The organism is Sporolactobacillus sp. CQH2019, assembly GCF_028765345.1.
Classification (GTDB): domain Bacteria; phylum Bacillota; class Bacilli; order Bacillales; family Sporolactobacillaceae; genus Sporolactobacillus.
The window spans coordinates 99,681-116,375 of sequence record NZ_JARAJZ010000007.1 but is presented as its reverse complement, the minus strand read 5'-3'; the positions used below and the strand labels follow the sequence as shown (position 1 = coordinate 116,375).

Below are 16,695 nucleotides of genomic sequence, written 5' to 3'. Positions count from 1 at the left end.
ATCCGGTCTGCGAATGCTGGAAGATATTCTGATCTGAAGGGTTGTCAGTCTGATTGCTGGAGATTATTGGATTGGAATTCATGATGAGTCGGCGATCCGGCGGGCGGATCCGCTAAAAAAATAAATCCGAGTTTTCTTTGAACACACGATGAAAGGGAAAGGCTTTCACTCGAACAACAAAACAACTTGCTTCCACAGTCTAAAAGCAAACCATCAATTTGTCAAGAAAAATTCACATTTTAGCGGTCATCCTTTCTCGCATGTTCTATCTAAACACTGTTGTCAGACGGATTTACCTGGGCCGGCATTTTTAATTACAAGTTTCCCTTCGGCTCATTTTCCGCTGTACCGTCAATTGATGGCCGCCTTCTCCTGAAACCATCGATCGCTCGAAAGACGGAGAGTGTTTCCGCGACCGATAAACTGCTCCAAACGGCCGATCAATCACGCACAACGACCGATAAATCCGGCATAATGACCGATAAACTCCCGGCAACGACCGATAAATCCAGCATAATGACCGATCAACTCCCGGCAACGGCCGATAAATTCAGCATAATGACCGATCAACTCCCGGACGCTGTCCGCGCAGGATAGCTCCCTTTTCAGCGGAATACATCGCCTCCGCAGGAACATTCGGGGGAATAGACTGCCGCCCCTGCAAACCTAATGCATTCACGCCTTGTTTCGACTGGATATATGAGTTGAGGCGATACCCGTGATTTTAATTTTTCATCTGCCTCATGTGTTTTCCACAAATCGATAGCCGACTCCCGGTTCCGTGATGATCACTTTGGGTTTTGTCGGATTTTCTTCTATTTTCTTGCGTATATGCCCGATGTAGACACGAAGATAGTTGCTGTCGGTATTGATCAGCTGTCCGCCCCAGACCTGCTTAAGCAGCTGGCGATGTGTCATGACACGTCCGGCATGTGTGGCCAGCAGCCTGAGCAGCTCATATTCTGTGGGCGTGAATTTGACTGATTTCTTGTCGACCCAGACCATCCGGCGGGACAGATCGATCACCAGGCGTCCGAAATCGAGCACCGGTTTTTCTTCCGTTTTAGCCGTATGTCTTAAGGCGACCTTGATCCTGGCAATAAGCTCGCCCATGCCGAACGGTTTGGTTACATAATCGTCGGCTCCGCTTTCCAGAGCCAGAATCTTATCCTCTTCGCGTTCTTTGACCGTCAGAATGATCACGGGGATCTGCGACCATTCACGAATCGTCTTTAATACGCCGATACCCGAGCCGTCCGGCAATCCCAAATCGAGCACGATGAGATCCGGACGGACTGTCGAAGCCTGGCGGATGCCCTCCTCGCCGTTTGCTGCTTCAAAAATTTCAAAATGGTAGGCGCGCAGCGCGACACTCAATAATTTGCGTATCTGTGCTTCATCGTCAATAATTAATAATCTTGCTCCTGAACTGTCCGTCAACAGTCGACACCTCCGTTTGCAATCGTCCCCGCCTCATTTTTCATTGACGTCTTCCGCAGGAAGGCTGATGAAGACGGTGATGCCCCGATCAGGATTCTGCTTCGCCCGGATGTTCCCGCCGTGAGCCTTTATGATTCCCCTGGCAATGGCTAACCCGAGCCCGGTCCCCGGGACGTGCGCATCCGTTTTCAGCCGGTAAAATTTATCAAAAATATGATCCAGCTCGTTGAGCGGAACGCCGATGCCCTGATCTTTAACACTAATTTCAATAGTATCACCTTTTTGATAGGCTGAAAGACTGATCCGGCTGTCGGCGGCAGAATATTTAACTGCATTGCTCAGTATATTGACCAGCATCTGTTCAATTAACAGTTCATCAACCTGCACAGGCGGCAGCGATTCGTTGATTTCCACCTTCAATTCACGATTTTCAAGAGAATCTTCGATCTGCCGGATTGAAACGCCTATGATATCTTCCAGGTCGCACCAATGGCGGTTTAAATGAAGCATACCGCTTTCCAGACGGACCATGCCGAGTAAATTTGTAATCAGCCGGTTCATTCTCGCGGCGCCCTGGCGTATCGTCGCCAGCAGCTCCCGTCTGTCCTCCGGAGTGAAAACTTCATCCGGATCGGACAGAGCCGTGACCGAGCCGGTGATAGTTGAAAGCGGCGTCCGCAGCTCATGAGAAATCGAATCGAGAAGAATGGTGCGCAGCTTCTCCGACTCTGCGGCCAGCTGCGCTTTCTTCGCCTCCTCCTGCAGTTTAATGCGCGCAACGGCCGTCGCAACCAGATCGGCGATTGCTTCGACCATTTTTTTGTGTTCCAGCGAAGAACCGGGGAAGGGAAAATCTCCGTAATGAATCACAAAAACACCGTGGACCTGGTCTTCCGTCCGCAGCGGTAAAAATAAGCCGGAAGATTCGCCCAGCGTTTGTGTGCCGCGGCCGGCCATTTCCCCATGGCGGTACACCCACTTGGCGATGAAATCGCTCCCTTTCAGCTTTGCCCAGTCGGCCGTGTCCGAACAGGCCGCCATGTCCAGTTCATCGCTTTTATCGGGTAAATAGATGGCCGCCTGAAAACCGATCTTATCCGCTATCTGCAAAACGATGCGATGAAGCGTCGATTTCAATTCATCGACAACCGTCATCTCACGGCTCAGTGTATACAGAGTCAGAGTCATTTTTTCATTTTCCCTGGCTTCTTTCAGCTGATTTCTCAATTTCGACGATAAGCTTGCCGTCAGCATCGCAACAATCAGGAAGACGGCAAATGAAAGCAGATAACGCAGGTCCGCGACCGTAAAGCTCTGAACAGGCGGGACGAAGAAAAAATCAAAAGAAAGCATGCTGACCAATGAAGCATAAACTCCCGGCCCCATGCCCCATCGCGTGGATCCTACCAGAACGGGCAATAAAAATAAAAGAGCGACGTTGACGAGATCATTGGCCGATCCGATCAGCCGCAGCAGCAAAGTCAGCACGATGATCATGCCCGTTAAAATCAAATAGGGTGTCCATTCAGCGGAATGCTCCGGAAAGATATAATTGATCGAGTCTGTCCGGCTTTCCCGCCGTCCCGGGATCACATGGAACGTTATGTCCTCTCCTTTTCGAATGACTTGATCAACGACAGAAGGACGCACCCATTCCATGATTCTCGAATATTTCGGTTTGCCGATCACAATATGCCGGACATCGTGTTTCCTCGCAAAAGAGATAATTTCGTCGGATATTCGGGTTCCGGAAACTGTAAACGTTTCGGCGCCCAGGTTCTCGGCGGTCCGTAGATTCCTGGATATTTCCATACGATCCTTCATTGTTTTCGGCACCCTTTGCGGGGTATCTATATACAGGGCGATCCACTTTATTTTTAAATCAACGGCCATCTGCCGCGCCGACCGGATCAATTCTCTGGAAAAAGGACTGCCGCTGACGCAAACCATCATTTTCCCCCCGGCCGTATTTCGGCCTTCCATTTGTTCTTCACCTGCCTTCGTTTCTTTATCGATTCGTGCATTCCCCGACTGCCGCCTTTTTTGAGCCATTTTCACCGTTTTCCTCCCTCGTATTGATCGGAAGCCGACTGTCTGTCTCGAAATCCCTCAAAAAAGAAGAAACATCAGTCCCCTGATGTTTTCAATTTCTTTCCCTTGCCGCTTGTTTAATTTATGCTATCATTTTGATCGTTCTTTGGAAAGGCCTCCAGTAATTTAATACGATGTGACTGGTTTACCTTTTGAATAAAATCGGCAACATCCTCTCGATTTTCACACACAGCCGTGTGAACGAGCCAGGTTGAGAATCTTTTAACGTGGACGGCCGATATATAGAGCGGGTAGTGTTTTCTTGAACGGACAACATACCAGCCGGGCTTCATTTTTTTCCAGGGCGATTCCCGGACGCCGAAAAGGCGGAGCCGCGACCGTTTGCCCCAGTCCTCATCTTTTTGCGTCTTTCTAATGAATGCATAGATCTCCTGCAGGTGGGCGTCGTCCCGCCGGGCAGGCGCTCCGTTCCGGATCTTTGTTCTTACTGCCTTTTCATTATCCGCAAAAGCATAACTCGTAACGATAATCTCTTCCGCATCGACTGTCCAGGCGGCCCCGAACCAGCGATAATGCAAAGAAAAAATATCCAGATAGTCTTGGCCTGTTCCGAAATAAAGACGTTTAAAATTTCTATTCATGATCATTACCTCTTGAATTGGCGACGACGTGCAGATTGACAAACTCCGCGTGCAGCAGGACATAAACCACCGGATTGCGTTTAAACTTATCAAGAAAACGGCGGACGGGAAGCGGCTGGCCGAGAACGATTTGTTCCGCTTGCAGTTCTGCGGCCGTTTTTACAATCGTTTCTCCCACCCGGTTTTCAGGTGCTTCTTTGCTGAGAAACGTTGCCTGAAGCTGTTCGCTGAGCTGCTTCATGGTCTCCAGATCCCGTTTTTCTTTTTCCAGCAAAGGTTCATCCGATACGACCGCAAGGACATACAGTTCTGCGTGGTAACGGTCGGCAATGCGCCAGCCTCTTCGGATCAATTTCTCCGAATGGGGCCGGTAGTTGACGCAGGTAAGAATCCGGGGGATTTTCCCAAGGCCGCGCTGCCGGTCCAGACTCTGATCGACATTGTCGGCAACTTCAAACAGAGCCAGTTCGCGAAGGACCGATAAGTTTCCCAGGCGGAAAAAGTGATCCGTCGCATAGTCGATCTTATCTTTTGCATAAACTTTGCCTTGTGCCAGCCGAAGCTGAAGCAGTTCGGGAGTAACATCCATCAGCCTGATTTCTTCCGCCTGATCGATAAACCAGTCGGGGACGCGTTCTTTGACTTTTATGCCGGTAATATGTTCCACTGTGTCGCGCAGGCTTTCGAGATGCTGAATATTGACGGCCGTCACCACATCGATACCGTGTTCCAGAATATACAGGATATCCTGATACCTTTTCTCTCTCTCGCTGCCGGGAACATTCGTATGGGCCAGCTCATCAATCAGGACAATTTTCGGATGGCGGCGGATGATTGCTTCGGTATCCAGCTCCTTATAGCGGCGCCCGTTATAATCAACCACCCGCTGCGGAAGCTGTTCCAGACGGCCGGTCTGATCGGCCGTTTCTTTTCTTCCGTGGGTTTCAATCAGCCCGATCACGATATCTGCACCTTTTAACAGCCGCTCATTGGCATCCTGCAGCATTTTATAGGTCTTTCCGACACCCGGTGCCGAACCGATATAAATCGTCAGCCGTCCCCGGCGGTTTTTCCGATCGTGTGAAAGGCCGGTCTGCTGAATCGGGCGGGTCGCATCCCTGAATAGATAGGGCCTGCCCCCTTCTTTCCAGCCGATGATATGAAGATCGGCGTATTTCATATTCAGCAATAAATACTTAACCGGATTGGAGTCCCAGAATCTCCAGCTTCGCGTAGAATGGGTCTGGCCGACGACAATCTGTGTCACGCCGAGGCGGCCGGCAACGTCCATCACGACCTTGCCGAGTGCCCGGCCGCCGCGCTGTTCGACAAGGTACCTGGCCCGGCAGAAGTCCGCCAGGCTTCTGAGTTTGTTAATTCTATCTTTATTTTTTTTAGATAAATCCTCCTCGGGCATTTCCAGGATGGTCAGAATAAACAGATCGGCCTTCATTCTTCGGGCCATCCGGTAGCCCTTTCTGATCAGGACCGCCGAACGCGCCAGAAAACTTGTACAGACGAGAATCACTTCTTTGGCGCCGACCGGTCCCGGTATGTTCCGGCGCTCAAACGATCTCTGAAATTGATTGTCGACGGTATCGGCAACGACACGTAACGTCAGCTCGCGCAGCGCAGACAGATTCTCTTTCTTGAAAAAGTGATTCAGCGCCTGATTAACCATCCCTTTGCGAAAAATATTTCCGTCTCTCATTCTCTGCCGCAGTGTTTCCGGCGGTACATCGATCACTTCGATTTCGTCGGCGCTTTCGATCAAAGACTGGGGAACAATTTCCCGGACTTCGACTCCCGTTATTTTTTCCGCTTCGCGATAGGTGCCTTCAAGATGCTGAACATTAACCGTCGTCAGGACATCGATGCCGTGTTCCAGAATATATTCGACATCCATGTACCGCTTGGAAAACCGTGAACCCGTCAGATTCGTGTGGGCCAATTCATCGACAACAACGGCGGCCGGCCGCCGTTCAATAATGGCGTCGACATCCATCTCTTCGAACAGCCGCTTCTGGAATGTCACTTTTTTACGCGCGATAATTTCCAGATCGCCTATCTGTTCCGCCGTTTCTTTCCGGTGATGGAGCTCGACGAAACCGACGACAACATCCGTCCCTTTCCGCAAAAGGTCATTGGCCTCTTTCAGCAGTTTATAGGTTTTCCCCGAACCGGCAGCCGCCCCGATAATGATTTTTAAATTTCCTTTTCGCTTAACCGAATGATTTTCTTCAAGGCTCTTTTCATCCAGCTGTTCCGGATTCTTCTCCACGTACGCTCACTCCTCATCATTTCCGGAGGATCGGATTGGAAGGACATCGGAAAAGGGCAGGGTTCCCGAACGATTTCCCAGGAGAATAGGGATCACGTTCGCTTACCGGCCCAGCTTCGTCTGAAGCGCCAGATTCAGATCGAGCACATTCACGGCCGGCTCTCCGAAAATCCCCAGAAACCGATTATTGGTCCCTTTTGAAACGAGATCCTGCAAATATTTTTCACTCAACCCGGTCGCTTTTGCTATACGCGGGATTTGCAGCCGGGCATTTTCGATCGAGATATCCGGATCAAGGCCGGACCCGGAGGTTTCAACCATATCCGCCGGTATCGACTGACTCGCCGGTGCGCCGTCCTGCTTCTTCACAAGCGCGATATTCCCGCCGATCTCTTTAATCAGAGCCGGATTGGTCGGACCGAGATTCGATCCCGCCGAACCATTGGCGGCATAGTCAACCGCCGACGGCCTCGAATGAAAATAACGCGCACTGGTAAACGACTGAGCAATTAATCGGGAGCCGACAATGGTTCCGTTGTGCTTCTCCATACTCCCCTGTGCCTGATAGGGAAACAGTAAATTACCGATCAGACCGATAACAAGCGGATAGATCAAGCCTAATAAAACTGCGAAAACGACGGTGACTCTGATGGAACGCCAGACATTTGTCATCCGTGTACCCTCCTAAATGTTTGCTATTCCCAAAGCAGTGATTATGATGTCGATCAGCTTAATGCCTAGAAACGGAGCAATGATGCCGCCGACGCCGTAGATCATCAGGTTTCTCATCAACAAGGCGGTGGCGCCGATCGGCTTGTATTTGCTGCCCTTCATGGCCAGCGGAATCAGCGCCGGAATAATTAAAGCGTTAAAAATGATAGCCGACAGGATCGCGCTTTTCGGGCTTGTCAATCCCATGATATTCAAAACCTGCAGCTGCGGGAGGATGGTCGCGAACATGGCCGGAAGAATGGCAAAATACTTGGCAACGTCGTTGGCGATCGAAAATGTCGTAATGTTGCCCCGGGTGATGAGCAGCTGTTTCCCGATCGAAACGACTTCAATCAGCTTCGTCGGATCGGAATCGAGATCGACCATATTGCCGGCTTCTTTGGCAGCCGTCGTGCCGGTATTCATCGCCAGGCCGACGTCCGCCTGCGCAAGAGCGGGCGCATCGTTTGTCCCGTCTCCGGACATCGCCACCAATTTTCCCTGGCTCTGTTCCTGCTTAATCAGGCGCATCTTGTCTTCCGGCTTCGCTTCTGCGATAAAATCATCGACACCTGCTTCGAGAGCAATCGTTGCGGCGGTCAATGGATTATCGCCCGTACACATCACCGTTTTGATCCCCATCTTCCGCAATTCTTCAAAGCGCTGGCGCATGCCCGGCTTAATAATGTCTTTCAGATAAATCAGGCCGAAAACTTCCTGGTTTTTAATAACGGCGAGCGGCGTCCCGCCTTCTTTAGCAATCTGTTCCGTTTTCGCATCAAGATCTTCCGGGATGCGGCCGCCTTTATTTTTGACATATTGTTTGATCGCGTCAACCGCCCCTTTGCGGACCACGGTTCCATCGGGCAGATTCAGACCGCTCATGCGTGTATCCGCACTGAATGCGACATTCTCGGCATCGTTATAATCTTCGCGCAGCAGGCCGACATCGTTTTTCTTGGCCAGATCGACAACCGACCGTCCTTCCGGCGTTTCGTCAAACAATGACGAAAGGACGGCCACATTGACTAGTTCTTTTAAATTGTGGGAACCGACAGGAATAAAATCGCTCGCCAGCCGGTTGCCGATCGTAATCGTACCGGTTTTATCAAGAATCAGCGTATTCACATCACCGGCCGCTTCAACGGCTTTGCCTGATTTGGCCACGACATTGAAGCGGATGATCCGGTCCATTCCGGCAATGCCGATTGCCGAAAGCAGCGCGCCGATCGTCGTCGGAATCAGGCAGACAAGCAGAGCAATCAATGACACAGTGTCAATGGAGCCCTTAACAAAATTAGCAAACGGACTCAGCGTTATGACGACAATCAGGAAGATTAAAGTCAGACCGGCAAGCAGAACGGTCAATGCGATTTCATTCGGCGTCTTCTGCCGGGTTGCACCCTCGACCAGCCCGATCATTTTATCAAGGAAGGATTCCCCGGGATTGACCGCCACTTCAATTACCAATTGGTCGGACAGCAATTTCGTTCCTCCGGTCACCGAACTGAAATCGCCGCCCGCGCCGCGGATGACCGGAGCCGATTCGCCTGTGATTGCCGATTCGTCCACACTTCCGATCCCCTCTTTAACCTCGCCGTCAGCCGGTATCATTTCTCCGGCCAGGACGCGGATGACGTCGCCCTTGCGCAGCGTCGAGGCCGGGACGCTTTCATAAGTACCGTCCGGGCGCCGCCGCTGGGCCGTCAGATCCGTCTTGGTCCGGCGCAGCGATTCTGCCTGCGCCTTCCCGCGCCCCTCCGCAATTGCTTCGGCAAAATTCCCGAATAAGACGGTGATTAGCAAAATGAAACTGATAACGGCATTAAACGGAATCTGCGCTGCACCGTAATGGCCGCCGAAAAGATTGGGGACGAAACTGAGCAGCAAGGTTACGACAAAACCGATTTCAACAACGGACATGACAGGATTTTTAACCATCACGCGCGGATCAAGTTTTTTAAATGAATCGACAACTGCCATCTTAAAAATGCCTTTATTAATCGATTGATTTTTGTTTGACATTCGTTAGGACTCCTCCCTATTCGTTCCTATTCATCACAGCTACTTACTCAGCATTCCGGACCACATCTGTAAGTGCTCGGCAATGGGTCCGAGAGCAAGGGCCGGAAAGAACGTCAAGGCACCGACGATCAGGGCAACGGCCACGAAGACACCGCCGAATGCAAAGGTGTCCGTTCTCAGTGTGCCCGCCGATTCCGGGACGACCGGTTTTCGTATCAATGAACCGGCAATCGCAAACATGGCAGCGATGCTTATATAGCGTCCTAAGAGCATCACAAGGCCAAGCATGATGTTATAAAAGGGTGTGTTTCCGCTCAGCCCGCCGAAAGCCGAGCCGTTATTCGCCGCCGCCGAGCTGAAGGCATAAAGAACCTCCGAAAAACCATGCAGACCCGGATTGGCAATACTCGCCGCACCGGTTTTTGTCACCAGCGCAATAGCGCTCGCAAACAGAATGAGGAAGGGGTGGACCAGCAGGGCCAGTGTCGCCAGCTTGATTTCCCGCGCTTCGATCTTCTTGCCGAAAATTTCCGGTGTCCGACCGACCATCAGGCCGCAGATGAATACGGTAATGATCAGGTACATGATAATATTCAGCAGGCCGACCCCTTTCCCGCCGAAGACCATGTTCAGCATCATGAACAGCATCGGGACGAATCCGCCGAGCGGCGTCAGGCTGTCATGCATCATATTGACAGCACCGGTTGTGAATGCGGTCGTCGCACCGGCGAATAGGCTGTCAAGCGGCAGCCCGAAACGCACTTCCTTTCCTTCCATCGAGACATTCGAAATCCCGAGCAGCTTGTGCAGAATCGGGTTGCCGGCCGTCTCGCTCCAATAAACGAGCAGGACCCCAAGGAAGAGCATCCCGACGAGGCAGGCGTAAAGAATAAAGGCCTGACGCCGCTTTTTCAAAAAACGGCCGAATGTAAAAAGCAATGCGGTCGGAATTACAGCCATGGCTAAAATCTCAAGAATATTGGTGATTGTATTTGGATTTTCGAACGGGTGAGCCGAATTGGCGTTAAAAAAACCGCCGCCGTTTGTTCCCAGTTGCTTGATTGCTTCGAGTGAGGCAACCGGTCCGCGGGAAATCGTCTGGACCGCGCCCTGCAGTGTGTGCGCCGTCTGGGCGCCGCTGAACGTCTGCGGCAGGCCAAGGCCGACAAAGACGATCGCCAGGATAAAGGCAAGCGGCAGGAGCAGCCGTGTATGCACTTTGACAAAGTCGACCCAGAAATTGCCGAACGACTTTCCTCTGTTGCCGACGAGTCCGCGCAAAAACGCAATCACGGCAACAAGCCCGGTGGCCGCCGCCGTAAATTGCAAATACGTGATCGCCATCGTCTGGCTCAGATAGGAGAGCGTCGATTCGCCGCCGTAGTTCTGCCAGTTCGTATTGGTAATAAACGAAGCGGCCGTATTAAAAGCCAGGTCCCAAGGTACGGCAGCCTGATGATCGGGGTTAAGCGGCAGCCATTGCTGCAGCCTCAGAATCAGGTAAACAAAAATGACCATTACAAAGTTAACGAGGAGCAAAGCTTTTAAGTAGCTCTTCCAATTCATTTCTACGGCAGGCTTAATCCCCGACAACCTGTAGATCAGTTTTTCACAGGGCGCATAGACAACTTCCAGCCTGCTGCGCCGGTCCGTGAACATCTTGTAAATGTAACCGCCTAATGGAACGGCGATTAGGAGTATAAGCCCAAGCACCAGCAGAATTTGTATGATTCCCAGCCAAGTCAACTACATCCTCTCCTTTTCGCGAAGAACGCCGTGTTCTTTCAAAACTTTTCCGGATAGAAAATTACATAAGTCAAATACATCATCAGCAGAATGGAAAGAATCAGCAGTATCCACATTTTTCTCACCTCACGTCAAGCTTTGTCGAATATCCGGATGAACAGAGCAAACAGCAAAAAAGTAACAACAAAGAGTCCCAGTGATACAAGATCGCCCATCAGTGATTCACTCCCCCGTTTCGTAAGATGCAGAAGCCACTTTGCCTATTGCCCATTTATTTTAAAATGCTTTTGCGTAAAAATAGTGTGAAGGATTTGAGCCGCGGTATAAAAAAAACGTAAAAATAGATGGATGATTCCATAGAAACGGCCGCAACGGCTGCGGCTGTCTGATCGATCATCCGAATTATGTTGTAGATTTCCCTGTTCGGGGCGGATTATTAGTCCGGGCGGATTTTCCGGCAAATCCGGATAATAACAGTCAGCAGCCGGGAAAAGTCTTTTTGAGGAGCCGAATTCTCAGCGATCTGTTAATGCTGTTTAATAGATAACCGCTGCTGACGAGGGGCTGATATATATCAGCTTTGTTGAAAGCAAGGATGGGAGAAACAAAATCATAAAAGCGGCCCGTACCGCACCATAACGAACTCCCCGGGCAATTTCCCGTTTAACGTGACAGCGGCTTCGGGACGGCGGCACAAATAAAGCGGACGGCCGCAGAAGATGAGCAGAAAATGAACAAAGTACCCGGCTGAGGACGGCGGCACAATAGCAGAAAGACAAAAACCCGAGTCTCGTTTAATTCTCATCAGTTTCTAATCAAATGTTTCTTAAAATTACTTTATAATAGGGTATCGGGAACAGGCAATCACAGATAGAGACGGAATTTAAATGTTTTTCGTCCGGACAAGCATTATGAATTCAATTCAGAAGGGATCCATTCATTTATGACCATTTTGCAAACATTGATTTTTGCGATCATTCAGGGAATCTCCGAATTATTTCCAGTCAGCAGCGTTGCCCACGGAGTTTTTGTCCCGTACGTGTTTCATTGGAATTTAGGTCCTGAATTTCTTCAGCAGCACTTTCTGTCCTACGTCGTGATGCTTCATCTGGGTACAGCGATTGCCCTGTTTATATTTTTCTGGAGGGAATGGGTTGACATGATCCGTTCGATCTTCATAGGCAACAGAAAAGTCCTGCTGCTCCTGATTGTGGCAACGATTCCGGCGGCGGTGATCGGTTTGGTGCTTGAAAAACCGCTGACGCGAATTTTCAGCAACGTGACCAGCGCATCCATTTTTCTGATTCTTAACGGCTTCTTCCTTTTCTATGGAGAAAAACTCCGGTCGAAAGGAACCAAAGAAATTCAGGATCTGACAATGAAACAGGCTCTTATTGTCGGCCTGTTCCAATCACTGGCGCTTGTCCCCGGTTTCTCCCGTTCCGGATCCAGTATGACCGCCGGATTCTGGATGGGGTTAAAACATGAATCAGCCGCCCGCTTCTCGATGCTGATGGCAACGCCGATCATTGCCGGCGCGAGCATACTGGAAATTCCGAAATTAGTCAAGTCGGGAACGCACGGACTGCTTCAAATGTCTTTATTAGGCGGTTTTGCGGCAGGTATTTTCGCTTTCCTCAGTGTCTGGATTCTGATGAAATGGTTTAAGAGAAAGGAAATCCAAGCCATGCGCCCGTTTGCCTATTATTGCTGGATTGCCGGGGCGCTCATTTTACTCAGCCGGCTTCTGTTCGCCTGAGCGAACAGACACTGATCAGCGGGCAGGCCGCGGAAAGATAACCGGCGTTTCTTTTACCGTCCTGATCCACTGCCGGTCAAAAAAAGAAAAGGAGTATCTTTGCAGCTCATTGACTCTTTTGCAGAACAATAATCGGCACGGGCGGCAGTATCTCCCTTGAAAGGCGATATCATGCACGAAAAGGCATTAAATTCCGGAAGCATCCGATATTTTTTCCGATCGGCCGCACATTTCAGATGAAATTGTGCCGAAAATCGACAGCAACCAGCAGAGTATCGCCAGTCAGCCGCCAAAGCTGCCGTAAGACACAAACGATCAACAGAAAGAGCCAAAGAATCGACAAGTTCGAATAATCAGAACTATAAAGGGACCCTTTGTAGACGTTAATTGCTTGATTTTAACAGCAGCGGGACCATCATCCTGAGCGGGCCGATGCGTGACAGAAACGTTGGATTGTATTTTACCGATTCGAGTGAGCAAGAAGGATCATCATTAACAAAAATACGCGAAATAGCGGAACCCTCCTTTATATGCTGTATATCCGGTAAAAGGAGGGGGTTTTTTATACCGAAATGTTTCTAGACGTCGAGCCGTCTGACTCTGAATAAATAATTTCCCGAGGATTTTCTGATCGATAAAAGGATGCCGATCAGGATCATATTGGAAAAAACAGAGCTTCCCCCATAGGACAAAAAAGGCAGCGATATGCCTTTCACCGGCATCAGGCCGACATTCATACCGATGTTTTGAAAAATCTGGAGAGCCAATATGACCATCGCCGCGGAGCAGAAACAAGTGCCGAACAGTGATTCCGCCAGGCAGGCAATCACGAGCATGCGGTACATCAGCAGGATAAACAGAAAGATAACAAGGCCGACAACGAGAAAACCGCCCTCCTCAGCAATCGAGGCAAAAATAAAATCTGTCGGTTTTTCAGGGATATAAACATTCCCCTTTCCGATCCCCTTCCCGCCTAATTCACCGCTTCCTACCGCAATTAGCGCCTGCTGCGCCTGATACGACTGATCGGAGTGCCCGGCCGGAGAAAGCCAGCCGACAATACGCGCCTGCTGATGCGGGCTCAGCAGAGGAATCAGCTTGTGATAGAGAATGTCAGGCCGCTGAAAATAGATGTACATCAGCAGAGCGGCCAAAGCAGCCGGAATCATCGTCAGAAACAGGATTATCTTTTTCTGCACCCCGGACATCAGAATGACCGTGATACTGCCGGCCAGATACAAAAACACCATGCCCGTGTCCGGCTGCACATAAACAAAGAAGGACGGCGGAAGCGTGATCAATAAAATTTTAGCGATTAACAGAAAATCCGAGCGGACCGTCCTGATCGGATAAGCGGAATGATGTTTGCCGGCGATGCTTGCCGCCAGGATCAGAAGCGCAACCTTAAAAAATTCAGACGGCTGCAGGGAACCCAGAAAAGGGATACTGTACCATCTTTTAGCGCCGAGAATGTAAGGCGCAATCGAAGAAGGCAAAAGCGGAAGCAGGACGATGGCCGCAAAACTGATCAGATAAAAGGGCCACGCCAACTTTTCAATCTGATCCGAATCAAGGCAGACAAAAAGAACCAGCAGTATGATGCCGATCGCATAGTTGATCCCCTGTTTCAGGGCAAAATTTTGATTTCCGTAAAACCCCGATTGCTGGCTGCTGTGAATAAAAACGATGCTCAGGATGGCCAGCGCACTGACAATCAGCAGGATGGGCAGATCTATTTTTCTGGCGAGCGTATGTACCATGTTTGTGGCTCCTCATTGGCTCGTTTGCAAGCGCAGCCGTCTTTTTTGCATCAGACTGACCGGACGCAAACGACACCTTAAGACTATTATTCAACAGTGAATAGTGATTTCTGCATGAAACGGTCTTTTTTATTTTACCACTTTGAAAGCGCCTTTCATGGCGCTTTTTTAAGGAAAAACGTATGAATGGTGATAAACGCAGGCAGGATTCGTAATGACGGCGTCCGGAACGGATTCGTTTTGAGCCGGCTCTTGTCATTTCCGATACCTTGTTCTATACTGATAACTGTGCATAGTGTGTATTCCGTATATTATCCTGTATAACAGTTATCAAGAGGTTATTTCATGAAAATTGTCTTAACAAACATCTCCGATCAACCTTTATATCAACAAATTAAAGAACAGATCAAGACGGCCGTTTTCAATAAGGATTTAAAAGAAGGCGAACAGCTGCCCTCGATCCGCTCATTGGCCAATGATCTGCATGTCAGCGTTCTGACGACGAAGAGAGCCTATACGGAGCTGGAGGCCGAAGGATTCGTGATTACCCGGGCAGGCAAGGGGTCTTATGTGGCTCCGGAGAACTTGGAACTGTTCATGGAATCGAAACGGCGCCGGGTAGAGGCAGGGCTTGCCGAGGTCTGCCGGACGGCGCGCAGCTTAGGTATAAGCAAAGAAGACCTTCACACGATGCTGGATCTGCTATTTGAGGAGGACGATGGAAAATGACCCCGGTTTTAGAAGTCATGAATCTCAATAAAACATTCGCGAACTTCCGATTGAAAAATGTTACCTTTTCACTTAATCAAGGCTGCATCACCGGATTTATCGGTACGAACGGTTCCGGAAAAACGACAACGATCAAGGCGATTCTCGGCCTCATTCTCAAAGATTCCGGAAGCATCAAGTTTTTGGGCAAGGACATGGCAAAAAACGAAAGGAAGGCGAAAGACCGGATCGGTTTTGTCTTCGATGAAGGCTACTTTTATGAAGAGATGACGCTTAAAGAAATGAAAAGTGTGATTGCCCCCGCTTACAGCGGCTGGGACGAAACCGTTTTTTTAAACTACATCAAAAGCTTCGGCTTAAAATTAAACCAGAAAATCGCGACGCTGTCCAAGGGGATGCGGATGAAGTATGCAGTCGCTCTGGCGCTTTCGCACCACGCGGACCTGCTGATCATGGACGAACCGACGAGCGGCCTCGACCCGTTAATCCGGAGTGAATTAATGGACATACTGCTCGATTTCATGAAGGAGGATGGGAAAAGCGTCTTTTTTTCCACGCATATTACCTCGGACCTTGATAAAATCGCCGATATGCTCATTTTGATCGATGACGGCAAAATCTTATTCAACGAAGAGAAAGATACCCTGCTCGAGACCCACGCACGGGTGAAGGGCGACAACCGGCTGATCACTGACGAAACGCGCCGATTATTTTTGACCCTGCACCAGTCCCCGTACGGCTTTGAAGGCATCGCCCGCGATAAGACAAACGTGTGCCGGTTGATTCCTGACGCATGGATCGAAAAGCCGGCAATAGAGGATATCATGCTGGCCTACATCGGAGGCGGAAAAAATGCTGATTAATCTTGTCAAAAAAGACTTTCTCCTGATTAAGAAATACCTGCTCTTTTTTATACTTTTTGTTGCCGTTGCGCCGGTCTATATGTCCTGGCAATCATCATCCAGCAGCTTTCATTCGCTTATTTTTTTTCTGGTCGCCATTGTGACGGAACTGGTCCTTTATCTTCAGATCGCAAAGCTTGAGGATCAATATAAAGGAGCCGCCCTGCTCTGTGCAACACCGTACACGCGGAATACCTTTATCGAAGCAAAATATCTTTTTCTCTTTATCGTTTTTATAGCGATGGTCGTCATCCAGATGATCATCTCGCTTATCGCGCCGACGGTCCTGGGCCGGTTAACCGTTCAGGCAGTCGCCATCACTTTCATGGCACTCAGCCTGCTGTTCGCGGTGCTGATACCTGTTCAAATCAAAATCGGCTTTGATAAAGCCAAATTGATTTTTCTTGTTATTATTTTCTTTGTACCTTTTACTATCTCTCCGGTCATTAAATGGTTCCAATCGCTGAATCTCCATTTTACAGTCCCGCTGCCCCTGCCGACGGGCATTCAGGCATGGCTTCCCATTTTCATCGGAATGGTCTTTGCGGCTGTCTCCATGCTTATCTCGCTGAAAATTTATGCAAAGAAGGATCTCTGATTTTCCTCACTGATGAAAGCGGCAAATAAGACCTTGAAAGGACGATGAATC

General features: G+C 49.7%; 13 protein-coding genes. 4 read left to right on the top strand and 9 right to left on the bottom strand.

Features of this window, described 5'->3' with window-relative positions; translation table 11 throughout:
• Positions 1-741 precede the first annotated feature (741 nt).
• From OYT88_RS11440 to kdpF, 8 genes are all read right to left on the bottom strand, one after another.
• Entirely contained in the window at positions 742-1,443 is a 702-nt protein-coding gene (locus OYT88_RS11440) for a response regulator (RefSeq protein ID WP_443029670.1), read from the bottom strand.
• Positions 1,444-1,473: 30 nt separating this feature from the next.
• Positions 1,474-3,492, bottom strand: coding sequence for a DUF4118 domain-containing protein (locus tag OYT88_RS11435; RefSeq protein WP_274400150.1), 2,019 nt, complete (start codon positions 3,490-3,492; stop codon positions 1,474-1,476).
• Between the two features lie 116 nt (positions 3,493-3,608).
• On the bottom strand, positions 3,609-4,133 hold the full coding sequence (locus OYT88_RS11430) for a hypothetical protein (protein ID WP_274400148.1): 525 nt from the start codon (positions 4,131-4,133) through the stop codon (positions 3,609-3,611).
• Positions 4,126-6,414: a universal stress protein gene (locus tag OYT88_RS11425; RefSeq protein WP_274400147.1), complete on the bottom strand. Its 2,289-nt coding sequence runs from the start codon at positions 6,412-6,414 to the stop codon at positions 4,126-4,128. Before OYT88_RS11425 ends, OYT88_RS11430 begins: the two co-directional genes overlap by 8 nt.
• 102 nt (positions 6,415-6,516) lie before the next feature.
• Positions 6,517-7,086, bottom strand: a complete 570-nt coding sequence (gene kdpC, locus OYT88_RS11420) for a potassium-transporting ATPase subunit KdpC (protein WP_274400146.1) — start codon at positions 7,084-7,086, stop codon at positions 6,517-6,519.
• Between the two features lie 12 nt (positions 7,087-7,098).
• Entirely contained in the window at positions 7,099-9,150 is a 2,052-nt protein-coding gene (kdpB, locus tag OYT88_RS11415) for a potassium-transporting ATPase subunit KdpB (RefSeq protein ID WP_274400145.1), read from the bottom strand.
• A 39-nt stretch (positions 9,151-9,189) separates the two neighbouring features.
• Positions 9,190-10,896 (bottom strand): potassium-transporting ATPase subunit KdpA, encoded by a 1,707-nt coding sequence (kdpA, locus tag OYT88_RS11410; RefSeq protein ID WP_274400143.1) that lies wholly within the window; start codon positions 10,894-10,896, stop codon positions 9,190-9,192.
• Between the two features lie 38 nt (positions 10,897-10,934).
• Positions 10,935-11,012 carry a K(+)-transporting ATPase subunit F gene (kdpF, locus tag OYT88_RS20935; RefSeq protein WP_443217512.1) on the bottom strand — a complete coding sequence of 26 codons (78 nt, stop codon included), beginning with the start codon at positions 11,010-11,012 and terminating at the stop codon, positions 10,935-10,937.
• Positions 11,013-11,839: 827 nt separating this feature from the next.
• Here kdpF and OYT88_RS11405 point away from each other — a divergent pair.
• Positions 11,840-12,655 carry an undecaprenyl-diphosphate phosphatase gene (locus OYT88_RS11405; protein ID WP_274400142.1) on the top strand — a complete coding sequence of 272 codons (816 nt, stop codon included), beginning with the start codon at positions 11,840-11,842 and terminating at the stop codon, positions 12,653-12,655.
• 578 nt (positions 12,656-13,233) lie between these two features.
• On the opposite strand, the gene OYT88_RS11400 is transcribed toward OYT88_RS11405, so the two are convergent.
• On the bottom strand, positions 13,234-14,415 hold the full coding sequence (locus OYT88_RS11400; RefSeq protein WP_274400141.1) for an FtsW/RodA/SpoVE family cell cycle protein: 1,182 nt from the start codon (positions 14,413-14,415) through the stop codon (positions 13,234-13,236).
• A 345-nt stretch (positions 14,416-14,760) separates the two neighbouring features.
• Between OYT88_RS11400 and OYT88_RS11395 the strand changes: the two genes are divergently transcribed.
• The 3 genes from OYT88_RS11395 to OYT88_RS11385 are packed head-to-tail and all read left to right on the top strand — an operon-like array spanning position 14,761 to position 16,644.
• Entirely contained in the window at positions 14,761-15,144 is a 384-nt protein-coding gene (locus OYT88_RS11395) for a GntR family transcriptional regulator (protein ID WP_274400140.1), read from the top strand.
• Entirely contained in the window at positions 15,141-16,007 is an 867-nt protein-coding gene (locus OYT88_RS11390; protein ID WP_274400139.1) for an ABC transporter ATP-binding protein, read from the top strand. Before OYT88_RS11395 ends, OYT88_RS11390 begins: the two co-directional genes overlap by 4 nt.
• The gene (locus tag OYT88_RS11385; protein ID WP_274400138.1) at positions 15,997-16,644 is read left to right on the top strand and encodes an ABC-2 transporter permease; all 648 of its coding nucleotides are present in this window, start codon (positions 15,997-15,999) and stop codon (positions 16,642-16,644) included. The genes OYT88_RS11390 and OYT88_RS11385 overlap by 11 nt, the downstream gene beginning before the upstream one ends.
• Positions 16,645-16,695: the final 51 nt, after the last annotated feature.